The sequence below is a fragment of the Pedobacter cryoconitis genome (assembly GCF_001590605.1).
Lineage (GTDB): Bacteria > Bacteroidota > Bacteroidia > Sphingobacteriales > Sphingobacteriaceae > Pedobacter > Pedobacter cryoconitis_A.
Genome location: NZ_CP014504.1, coordinates 5,019,927 through 5,031,139, shown reverse-complemented (window position 1 = coordinate 5,031,139; position 11,213 = coordinate 5,019,927). Strand labels below are relative to the sequence as shown.

The 11,213-nt window shown below is 40.5% G+C and carries 11 protein-coding genes; 1 reads left to right on the top strand and 10 read right to left on the bottom strand.

Going from position 1 to position 11,213, the window contains the following annotated elements:
- The first annotated feature begins 163 nt into the window (after window positions 1-163).
- Complete coding sequence (locus AY601_RS25795; protein ID WP_157288053.1) at window positions 164-340, top strand: hypothetical protein; 177 nt, start codon at window positions 164-166, stop codon at window positions 338-340.
- Between the two features lie 66 nt (window positions 341-406).
- Here AY601_RS25795 and AY601_RS21290 read toward each other — a convergent pair whose 3' ends face one another.
- The 10 genes from AY601_RS21290 to argG all read right to left on the bottom strand — a co-directional run bounded on the left by AY601_RS21290 (window position 407) and on the right by argG (window position 11,143).
- Entirely contained in the window at window positions 407-1,660 is a 1,254-nt protein-coding gene (locus AY601_RS21290; RefSeq protein ID WP_068404914.1) for a pyridoxal phosphate-dependent aminotransferase, read from the bottom strand.
- A gap of 26 nt (window positions 1,661-1,686) precedes the next feature.
- Entirely contained in the window at window positions 1,687-3,018 is a 1,332-nt protein-coding gene (argH, locus tag AY601_RS21285; protein ID WP_068404912.1) for an argininosuccinate lyase, read from the bottom strand.
- 73 nt (window positions 3,019-3,091) lie between these two features.
- Complete coding sequence (locus AY601_RS21280; protein WP_068404909.1) at window positions 3,092-4,159, bottom strand: M20 family metallo-hydrolase; 1,068 nt, start codon at window positions 4,157-4,159, stop codon at window positions 3,092-3,094.
- Between the two features lie 3 nt (window positions 4,160-4,162).
- A complete protein-coding gene (gene proC, locus AY601_RS21275) occupies window positions 4,163-4,981 on the bottom strand; it encodes a pyrroline-5-carboxylate reductase (protein WP_068404907.1) in 819 nt (272 codons plus the stop codon).
- A 1-nt stretch (window position 4,982) separates the two neighbouring features.
- Window positions 4,983-5,771, bottom strand: a complete 789-nt coding sequence (argB, locus tag AY601_RS21270; protein WP_068404905.1) for an acetylglutamate kinase — start codon at window positions 5,769-5,771, stop codon at window positions 4,983-4,985.
- Window positions 5,772-5,774: 3 nt separating this feature from the next.
- Entirely contained in the window at window positions 5,775-6,734 is a 960-nt protein-coding gene (locus AY601_RS21265) for an alpha/beta fold hydrolase (protein WP_068404902.1), read from the bottom strand.
- A gap of 67 nt (window positions 6,735-6,801) precedes the next feature.
- Window positions 6,802-7,767 carry an acetylornithine carbamoyltransferase gene (locus AY601_RS21260; RefSeq protein WP_068404900.1) on the bottom strand — a complete coding sequence of 322 codons (966 nt, stop codon included), beginning with the start codon at window positions 7,765-7,767 and terminating at the stop codon, window positions 6,802-6,804.
- Window positions 7,764-8,897: an aspartate aminotransferase family protein gene (locus tag AY601_RS21255; RefSeq protein WP_068404898.1), complete on the bottom strand. Its 1,134-nt coding sequence runs from the start codon at window positions 8,895-8,897 to the stop codon at window positions 7,764-7,766. Before AY601_RS21255 ends, AY601_RS21260 begins: the two co-directional genes overlap by 4 nt.
- A gap of 91 nt (window positions 8,898-8,988) precedes the next feature.
- Window positions 8,989-9,960, bottom strand: a complete 972-nt coding sequence (gene argC, locus AY601_RS21250; RefSeq protein ID WP_068404896.1) for an N-acetyl-gamma-glutamyl-phosphate reductase — start codon at window positions 9,958-9,960, stop codon at window positions 8,989-8,991.
- Window positions 9,950-11,143, bottom strand: a complete 1,194-nt coding sequence (argG, locus tag AY601_RS21245) for an argininosuccinate synthase (protein ID WP_068404894.1) — start codon at window positions 11,141-11,143, stop codon at window positions 9,950-9,952. Before argG ends, argC begins: the two co-directional genes overlap by 11 nt.
- Window positions 11,144-11,213 lie beyond the last annotated feature (70 nt).

Below are 11,213 nucleotides of genomic sequence, written 5' to 3'. Positions count from 1 at the left end.
GTTTTCGACGAACTGGCATTTTCAGGCTACGAAATCCTCAAACAACAAAAAAACGCCCTTATTTCGCTATCAGACAGTTCGTCTACGATAACACGGACTTGGTATAAAACATTTTAGCAGGATTTTTTTATTCATTCTATTTGTTTCAACAAAACGAAATATTATGAAATCTCTGTTTAACGTATCGCCTTTTATACTCTTGTTATTTCCTGCATTTGTGATGATGATCCTGACATTCGCAACCAATGCTGACCATACTGATCAAGCGTCAGCAGTCGCGAAAACAACTGTAACTACAGCAGCGTCTCTGGATAAAGCCAGCGGATCAATTGCCAAATAAAAAGGGTATCCTGAATCTACATCAATATGCAACCAGAATACCCCTTATCAATAAATTATAATAATACTATTTCAATTTGCTTAACGCAGCTTTAACACGTGGAATCATTTCTTTGATATCAGTTAGTGAACAAGCACCTACCGAAGCACGGAACCAGGATTTAGTTTCGTCTGTACCGAAACACGAGAATGGCACTAAAGCTACCTGAGCTTCTTTAATCAGATAAGAATTCACATCAGTACTATCCTTTAGTAAATCACCGTCTGCGGTTGTTTTACCAATATAGCCGATTTTCAGTGTCAGGTAAATCGCTCCCATAGGTGCAATTGCATCTACTGCAAAACCTTCCGCTTTCAAACTGGTAAAACCTTCATATAAAGCATTAAGGCTATCCTGAATCTGTGTTTTAAATGCACCTAAAAACTCATCAACCTGTCCTTTATCTGCAAAATATTTACCAACTGCTACCTGTTCAGCTTTAGGGGCCCAGGCACCGATATGTGTCAATAAAGCTTTCATTTTACCGATTACTTTATCTGGTCCGAATGCCCAGCCTACACGTACACCAGTACTCGCAAGACATTTAGAGATTCCATCAATATAAATTGTATAATCTTTTAATTCAGGACGTAAGCTAACCGGGTTGATGTGCTCTTTACCAAAAGTCAGTAAAGAATAAATCTGATCGTACATGATATACAATGGTTTCTCTCCTTCAGCTCTTGATTTATTTTCTGCAATAACAAGGTCACAGATTTCTTCCAGCTGTTCTTTAGTAAACATCGTACCCGTAGGGTTCAATGGAGAACACAAAGCCAATAGAGTTGCCCCTTTAAGGTATGGTTTTAACAATTCAGCAGTAGGCATGAAGTTGCTTTCTGCAGTAGTTTCCACAGCAATTCCTTCAGCAGAAGAAAGGTGACAGTAATGGTTATTATTCCATGATGGCGCAGGATAAATAACTTTATCTCCCGGATCAATCAAGGCAAGGTAAGTTGCGTAAATCAAAGGACGGGAACCACCAGAAACCAATATTTCGTTTGTTTTAAAGTCAAGATCATATCTGTCCTTTAATACGTCTACAATAGTTTCACGTAAAGCTAAAATACCATCAGCAGGTGGATAGTTGGTTTGATTATGGTTATAAGCATCAACAATTTCAGCCTTCAGCCCCGCAGGTATAGGAAAAATTGAAGGATCAAAATCACCAATAGTTAAATTCGCAATTTTAGCACCTTTGCTCTTCAGCTCATTGACTTCATTACCAATTTTAATGATTTCAGATCCAATAAGTGAGTTTGCTAATACCGATACATTCATGTTTTATAATTTATTAATGGTTAGAATTAAGCTAGCAAACTTTGAATAGCTAACTTGGTTTTTTCAAAATTAAACTGGTCGAGAATAGTCTCCATCATCGCTTCAATTTCCGGATTGCACAGATTACCTATGCTGCCTTCGTGCGTGTGATTTACCTGAACTCCTGGTACAAAGGTACCATTTTCAATCGTCTCTCCTACTATCTGGTAAGCTTCTCTAAAAGGGACACCCTTTAAAGCCAAATCATTAACCACCTCTACACTAAATAAATAAGCATATTTCTTATCTGCCAATATATCATCCTTCAGCGTGATATGCTGTAACATATATGCTGTCATTTCCAGGCATTCATTTAAAGAAACGATGGAAGGAAAAAGGTTTTCTTTTAATAATTGCAGGTCACGGTGATAACCCGATGGAAGATTAGTCGTCATCATTGCAATCTCATTCGGCAAGGCCTGAATCTTATTACATCTGGAACGGATCAGCTCAAATACATCCGGATTCTTTTTATGTGGCATAATGCTTGAACCGGTAGTCAATTCATCAGGAAATTTGATAAAACCAAAGTTCTGATTGATAAACAAACATACATCCATCGCCATTTTGGCCAGGGTAGCCGCTACAGAAGACATTGCCTGAGCCAGAATTCTTTCCGTTTTCCCTCTGCCCATCTGTGCATAAACCACATTATAATTCAGATTTTCAAAACCTAAAAGATTGGTAGTCATCGTTCTGTTCAATGGAAAAGAAGAACCATAGCCCGCAGCAGAACCCAAAGGATTTTTATTACAGATCTTCCAGGCTGCCAGCATCATTTCCATATCATCGACTAAGCTTTCTGCATAAGCACCGAACCAGAGCCCAAAAGAAGAAGGCATTGCAATCTGCAAATGCGTATAGCCCGGCAACAATTTATCTTTATGCGTATTGCTTAATGTAATTAACTGTTGAAACAAGACTGCAGAATTACCGACCATTTCTTCAATTCTATCTCTGAAAAACAATTTCAGGTCTACCAAAACCTGGTCATTACGTGATCTTCCGCTGTGAATCTTCTTACCCGCCTCACCAATACGCTGCGTCAGTAACCACTCCACCTGTGAGTGTACATCTTCAACTGTATCTTCAATCTTAAACTCTCCAGCTTCAATTTCAGCGTAAATATGCTTCAGCTCCTTTTGTATTTCAGCAAGCTCAGCAGCAGTCAGTAAACCGATACTTTCCAGCATTTCTACATGTGCCAGAGAACCCAGTACGTCAAAAGCCGCCATTTGTAAATCCAGCTCCCTGTCTTGTCCTACGGTAAAACTCTCAATACTTTTATTTACTTCTATATTTTTTTGCCAGATCTTCATTTTCTATTATAAATTATAAAACGCGCTCTAAAGAGCAAATGTTAATGGCAAAATACAATTTTGCCCTATTCGCTTATTTCCCGTTGATAACCGGTTTAAGCATATCAATGTATAGTTGTATACCTTCCGCAATCTCCTTAACGAATACATATTCGTCCGCCATATGTGAGCGTGCAGAGTCGCCAGGCCCAACTTTTACTGAAGGAATGCTTAATAAAGCCTGATCAGAAGTGGTTGGTGAACCATAAGTACTTCTTCCTAGTGCAATACCAGACTGAACCAGTGGATGTTCTTTATCAATTGAAGAAGGCTTTAACCGGACAGAGCGTGCTTTGACGTCACAATCTACATTGGTACGGATAATCCGCAGTACCTCTTCATTGCTATAGGCATCAGTAACCCTTACATCTACCGTAAATGTACAAGTTGCCGGTACTACATTGTGCTGAGAACCTGCATTGATGATGGTTACCGACATTTTTAAAGGTCCGAATACTTCAGATATCTTTGCAAAACGGTAGTTTCTAAACCATTCAATATCTTTCAATGCTTTATAGATTGCATTGTCGCCTTCTTCTCTTGCCGCGTGGCCAGCTTTCCCGGTAACTGTACAATCTAAGACTAATAACCCTCTTTCTGCGATGGCAAGCTGCATTTCTGTCGGTTCACCCACAATGGCAAACTCCAGTTCTCCAAGCTCAGGAATTACGCATTCCAGTCCATTATTCCCTGAAATTTCTTCCTCGGCTGTAGTCGCTAAACAAATATTGTAAGCCAGGCCTTCTTGTGCATAGAAATACAGAAAAGTAGCAATCAGAGAAACCAGACAGCCTCCTGCATCATTACTTCCCAATCCGTACAGCTTTCCATCCTCTATTTTCGGTTCATAAGGATCTCTGGTATAACCTGAGTTTGGCTTAACTGTGTCATGGTGCGAATTTAATAGTACTGTAGGCTTATTTGCATCAAAATGCTGATTGTAAGCCCAGATATTATTCAGTTTACGGTGTATTTTAATTCCTCGTTCCTGCAAAAATTGCCCGATCAGATCAGCAGTTTTATCCTCTTCCTTACTGAAAGATTGAATACTGATCAGATTCTTCAACAATTCCAAACTATCTTTTTGCAGCGTCTCTATCATAATTTATTCTTTTGTATATAATGCCCCGGCTTTTATAGCCGAAAGCTTAATGCCTTTAATCAGGGATGAACTGAACCCATTGTGCTCCATTTCATTCAAGCCTGCAATAGTACATCCCTTTGGCGAAGTTACTTTATCAATTTCCTGCTCCGGATGCGATTGCATCTGCAAGAGTAAATCTGCGGCACCTTTTGCAGTTTGAACAGCCATTTTCAGCGCCTCATCTGCATGGAAGCCAATTTCTACACCGCCTTGCGAAGCCGCACGGATACCTCTTAAAAAGAAAGCAATACCACAAGCACACAAAGCAGTTGCAGCAGTCATCAGGTCTTCATTAATTTTAACTACTGCACCAACAGTCTCAAACATTTTGGTTACTTCAGCTATGTTTTCTGCCGAAGCATGATCTGCAGCCACACAGGTCATAGACTGGCCAATAGCGATAGCCGTATTAGGCATGGCACGAATAACTTCTAATTGCGCTCCTAGTTTCTCACGGATTGCGGCACAGCTCACTCCTGAGGCCACAGAAATTACCACATGACGCTTGAGATCAATTGCACCGGAAATCTGTTCCATCAGCTGATTCAATTGCTGCGGTAAAACAGCCAGAACAATCACATCCGACGCTGCTACTGCAGCTGCATTATCAGCACTGATCTGATAACCAAGATTCGCAAACCCTGTTAAATGACTTAAAGTCCTTCTGGTTAAAGTAATCGCACCAGCAGGTACGTAATTTGCTTTAACTAATCCTTTGGCTAGTGAAATCCCAATATTACCACTGCCCAGTATCGCTATCTTGCCTGTAAATTGTCCCATATTAATCTATTAACCGGGTTCCAAAACCCTGTGTATCTATCTGTGGTAATTCATCTGCTTTGCCAATATAGACCGCTTTAACCCCTTGTCTGATGGCTTCAAATGCATTATGTAGTTTGGGGATCATCCCTCCTGAAACTATTCCTTCAGTTTGCAAGCGCACAAAATCTTCACTTCTGATCTCTGCAACCAGCGAAGTTTCATCCTCCACGTCACGCAAAACACCCTTTTTCTCAAAACAGTAAACCAGCCGTGTCTCATAAACCGAAGACATTGCGACAGCAACCGCCGAAGCGATCGTATCTGCATTGGTATTGAGTAACTGGCTATCGCCATCATGCGTAATTGCACATAAAACAGGGATCAGGTTACTTTTAAGTAAACTATCCAATGTCGTTACGGATACAGAATGCTCGTCCAGGTCACCTACAAAACCAAAGTCTATTTCTTTGACAGGACGTTTTACTGCCTTAATCACATTGCCATCTGCCCCACTTAATCCAATCGCATTACATCCTCTGGCTTGTAACTGCGCTACCATATTTTTATTAATCAGCCCTCCGTAGACCATAGTCACTACACGCAAGGTTTCAATATCTGTAATTCTTCTGCCATCTACCAGTTTAGGCTCAATCCCCAGTGAGGTCCCTAATTCTGTGGCAATCTTACCGCCCCCATGGATCAGGATCTTATCTCCTGGCAAAGCTGTAAAGTCAACGAGAAACTGATGCAGTTTCTCAGAGTTATCAATTACATTTCCACCTATTTTTATAACTGTTAGCTGCTTCATTCTTTATTTCTTAAGAAACTCATTGATGATAGGAAACTCTTTTTCAGGCTCTTCCACCTGTGGATTATGACCCGATTTCTCAAACATGACAAACTGTGCCTGCGGACAGTATTCTTTATACTTTACCATCATCCAGGGTGTAGCCACTCTGTCGAAACGACCGCCAATTACTAATATCGGCATCTTTAAATCCTTTAACTGTTTCCTGAAGTCAAAAGTCCCTATATCACTTCCCACATAAAAATCACCGTCTCTCCCTACCATTTGATAGTATAACTTGGTATTCATGCTGTTTGGATAGGGTTTTCTGCCTCTGGAAACAAACTGACCAGGATTATAAGCGTATAAAAATCCATAAGGAACTTTACCATAAATCTCCTGATGCGCTGCATCACTTGAGACAGCCCCCTGTTCTCTGATCTTCATCAGGTCTGCCCAGACTTCCGGATAATTCGTTTTGATCTCATGGTTAGAATTGTCATCATTCTCCTGCCACATCACGTAACTGTGAAAAGTATTGGCCAGAATCAAGTGGCTCACATTATTCGGATATTTAATCGCGTACCCTTGTGCAACCAGTCCTCCATAAGAGTGCCCTAAAAGAGACACTTTAGCCAGTTTCAATGCCTTTCTTAGACCTTCTATATCTTCAATATCTCTTTGCAGACTATAATCCGACACTACTTTAGCAGTATCTGATTTTCCCCTGCCAAACCCATCAAAATAAATGAGCTGATGATTCGCATCCGCCAAAGGATCAAAACTTCTTAATCCCGGGTGCGCGCCACCAGGGCCACCAGCGATAAAAATGATTGGATCACCCTGACCAACGGTAACCACCCACAATTTAGCACCGTTGACAGTAACAAATTTACCATCAGTCCAGCTATCTACAGTTTTTTGCTGAGCAAAAGAGAGTGCGGCAAAGCAAAGCGCACAGATTAAAAGATTGAGCCTTTTCATGAGATTTCTTAGGTTTAGCAGTTTTTAAGCCAATAGAGGCCTGATTTTAATAATCAATCAGGCTCCCCTAAGATAGCTTTTGTAACAGACCTTTCAAAACTGCCTGTGCTGCCCATAAGCGATTTCCTGCTTCATGGATCACTAAAGAATTTGGCCCGTCCAATACTTCAGACGAAAGCTCCAGATCTCTTCTAACAGGTAAACAATGCATTACTTTCGCATCATTTGTCCCTTTTAAAAGTTCGTTGTTTAACATCCACCCTTCAGGATAAGGAAGGATTTTACCGTATTCTTTATAACTAGACCAGTTTTTTACATAAATATAATCTGCATCTTCCAATGCTTCCTGCAAGTTATGCGTAATGTGCGCACCAGGTGTAAAATCTTCGGAAAGTTCATAACCTTCAGGCTGAACAATCGTAAAATCAAGCATGTCTTCCTGCTGTGCTTTACACATCCATTCTGCAAAAGAATTAGGAACGGCTTGTGGCAAAGCCTTGATATGCGGTGCCCAGGCCAAAACAACTTTAGGTTTAGTAGTGCCTTCCCAGGTTTCTTTAATCGTTACCAGATCTGCCAGACTTTGTAAAGGGTGACGGGTTGCACTTTCCAAACTCACTACAGGAACGCCGCAGTATTTGATAAACTTGTTAAAGAAATCCTCATTGTAATCTTCCTCCCTGTTCACCAGTTTTGGAAAAGAACGTAAGCCCAGGATATCACAATATTGCCCCATTACTGCTGCTGCTTCGCGGATATGCTCTACAGTAGTTCCATTCATGACCACCCCATCTTCAGTTTCAAGTGCCCATCCTTCCTTATCCATATTCATCACCATTACACTCATTCCTAAGTTAATAGCGGCTTTCTGGGTACTTAAGCGGGTACGCAAACTTGGATTCAGAAAAACAAGTCCAAGCGTCCTGTTTTTTCCTAATTGCTGATCGGCATAAGGATTGCTCTTTAAAGCAAGGGCATCTTTTACTAATTGGCCGATGTCTTCAACATCGTTTACTGAAGTGAACTGGTTCATCCTTTTATAGCAATTTTAAAGTTTTCTAAAAATTGATCTGCTTGTGCTTTGGTCAGATTAAGCGCAGGCAATAATCTGATCACATTTGGTTTGGCTTCTCCTGTGAAGATAAACTGCTTGAACAGCAAGTTCTTTTTAACCTGTGAAAGCTCTTCCGGTAACTCAATACCGATCATTAAACCGCGCCCTCTTACTTCACGGATTTCTTCGATCTTTTTAAGTTCATTAATTAAATAATCACCTATTTTCGCTGCATTTTCCATCAGCTGATCTTCTTCCATAACTTCCAATACAGCTAATGCAGCTGCGCAAGCCAAATGGTTTCCGCCAAAAGTAGTGCCCAGCATAGAATGCCACGCTGTAAATTTAGGCGCAATAGAAATTCCCGCTACAGGAAATCCATTTCCCATTCCTTTTGCCATGGTATATACATCAGCATTAACGCCAGCATAATCATGAGAATAAAATAAACCAGTTCTGCCATAGCCACACTGAACGCTATCAGCGATATAAACCGCATTATATTGGTCACATAAAGTGCGGATTAGCTGAAGGAAGCTTACAGAAGCTTCTTTAATTCCACCAACACCTTGTATACCTTCAATAATCACCGAACTGATCTCTTCTCCATAAAATCCGAAGGCCTGTTTCAAGGCATCTTCATCATTAAAGGGAAGAAAAATGATATTGTCTGTACTATTGACTGGCGCAATAATTTTAGGATTATCTGTTGCTGAAACTGCTAAAGATGTACGGCCGTGAAAAGCCCCTTTAAAAGCAATCACTTTTTTTCTCCCATTATAGAAGGAAGCCAATTTTAAAGCATTTTCGTTTGCCTCAGCGCCAGAATTACAAAGGAACAACTGAAAATCAGTCTTTCCTGAAACTTTACCCAGCTTTTCAGCAAGCTCCACCTGCAAAGGTATTTTCACTGAATTAGAGTAAAATCCTACTTTATTCAACTGGTCTGTCAAACGTTTTACATAGTGAGGATGCGTATGACCAATAGAAATTACAGCATGTCCGCCGTAAAGATCAAGGTATTCTTGCCCATTGGCGTCCCATACGGCACTGCCAGAGGCTTTAACAATTTCTATATCATTTAAAGGGTATACATCGAATAAGTTCATCTTTTTAAAGCTTTTACCTCAGGTTTTCACCTCAGGAGATTCATAAAATAATTTGATTGCAACGCCCGTTTAAACGAGCGCGTGGGTTGGGCTAAAAAGCAGCAGCTTTAAGTTTCAATCCTTGCCGTTCGTCTAATCCATACATCAAATTCATATTCTGTACCGCCTGTCCGCTCGCTCCTTTTAACAAATTATCTATTATGCTGATTATTAATAATTTATTGCCGTGTTTTTCTACATGTACCAATCCCTTATTCGTATTCACCACTTGTTTAAGATCAATATTCTTTGGGCTGACATGCGTAAAAGGATGTCCGCTGTAATAATCTTCGTAAAGAGCTTGTGCCTGTTCTGCGCTTAAATCGCTTTCCAGATAAACCGCAGCAAGAATCCCTCTTGTAAAATCGCCGCGTTGCGGGATAAAGTTCAGCTGTTGATTAAAATCGGCATCCAGCTGTAAAAGGCTTTGTCCAATTTCATTCAGATGCTGATGTTCAAAGGCTTTATAAACAGACAGATTATTGTTACGCCAGCTAAAATGAGAAGTCGCCGCCAAACTTTGTCCTGCCCCTGTTGAGCCAGTCGTTGCATTGATATGAACTTCACTTTTCAATAACCCATTTGCTGCCAGTGGCAATAAAGCCAGCTGGATGCAAGTTGCAAAACAACCTGGGTTTGCAATAAAGTTCGCTGTTTTGATACGGTCCCTGTTTAATTCAGGTAAACCGTAAACCCAGTCCTGAGCAGCGGCTTCAGTTAATCTGAAATCCTGGCTCAGGTCTATTATTTTAATACCAGCTGCAATAGGGTTTGCAGCCAGGAATTTCTTTGCATCACCATGGCCTACGCATAAAAAAAGCACGTCAATGGCAGAAGAAAGTTCATCCGTAAAACGCAGCTCAGTATCCCCTAAAAGATCAGTGTGAACAGCTGAGATCAGGTTTCCAGCATTACTATTGCTATGTACAAATACGATTTCTACGCCATCATGATTAACCAGCAGGCGCAGCATTTCACCACCGGTATATCCGGCACCGCCAACTATACCTGCTTTAATCTTCATTTCCGTTCACTTTATGCCAGATCATTACCTGGTTACCAAATATTTTAGAGAATCCTTTAACGTCCTCACCGCTCCATGCATTGTTCATTTCTCCATAACTGCCGAATTTATTGCTCATCAGATCGTGCTCAGACTCGATACCGATAATCTGGAATCTGTAAGGCAATAATTCTACAAATACTTTTCCGCTTACTGTACTTTGTGTATCTGCAAGGAAAGTCTCAATATTACGCATAACCGGATCATGGAATTGACCTTCATGCAACCAGTTTCCATAAAAAGAAGACAATTGCTCTTTCCATGACAGCTGCCATTTAGTTAAAGTATGCTTTTCTAAGGTGTGGTGTGCTTTGATAATGACCATTGGTGCTGCAGCTTCAAAACCTACACGGCCTTTAATTCCAATGATTGTATCTCCAACATGGATATCACGGCCGATACCATAAGGTTGTGCAATTGCCTGTAACTTCTGAATTGCTTTTACTGGCGCTAATTGCTCACCGTCTAAAGCAACCAATTCCCCTTTTTCAAAAGTAAGCTCAATTTTGCGGCTCTTGGTTTCAGAAACCTGTGTTGGCCATGCTTCTTCTGGTAAAGTCTCGTTAGAAGTTAAGGTTTCTTTCCCACCTACTGATGTACCCCATAAACCTTTATTGATAGAATATCTTGCTTTTTCAGCACTATACTCAACTCCGTGTTTACTTAAATATTCTATTTCCGCTTCGCGGGATAATTTCAAATCTCTGATCGGTGTGATGATCTCTACATTAGGAATGATAATATTAAAGATCATATCAAAACGTACCTGATCGTTACCAGCTCCGGTGCTACCGTGCGCTACATAATCAGCACCTATTTTTTTAACATAATTTGCGATTGCAGTAGCCTGGCTTACGCGCTCAGCACTTACAGAAAGTGGATAAGTTGCATTTTTTAATACATTACCAAATACCAGGTATTTAATACAGCCATCGTAATAATTTGCAGTTTCATCCACTACAGCATGAGAAGCCACCCCTAAAGCATAAGCTCTTTTTTCGATTTCCTGTAATTCTTCATCAGAGAAACCACCTGTATTAACAATAACCGAATGAACTTCCAGTCCACGGTCCTGTGCCAGGTGAATACAGCAAAATGAAGTATCTAAACCTCCGCTAAAAGCTAAAACTACTTTCTTTTTCATGAGCAATTTGTTTTTTTGTGGTTAGGAGGCTTGCCTGCGTTTCTTCGCCCATTGGCATCCATAACCGTTT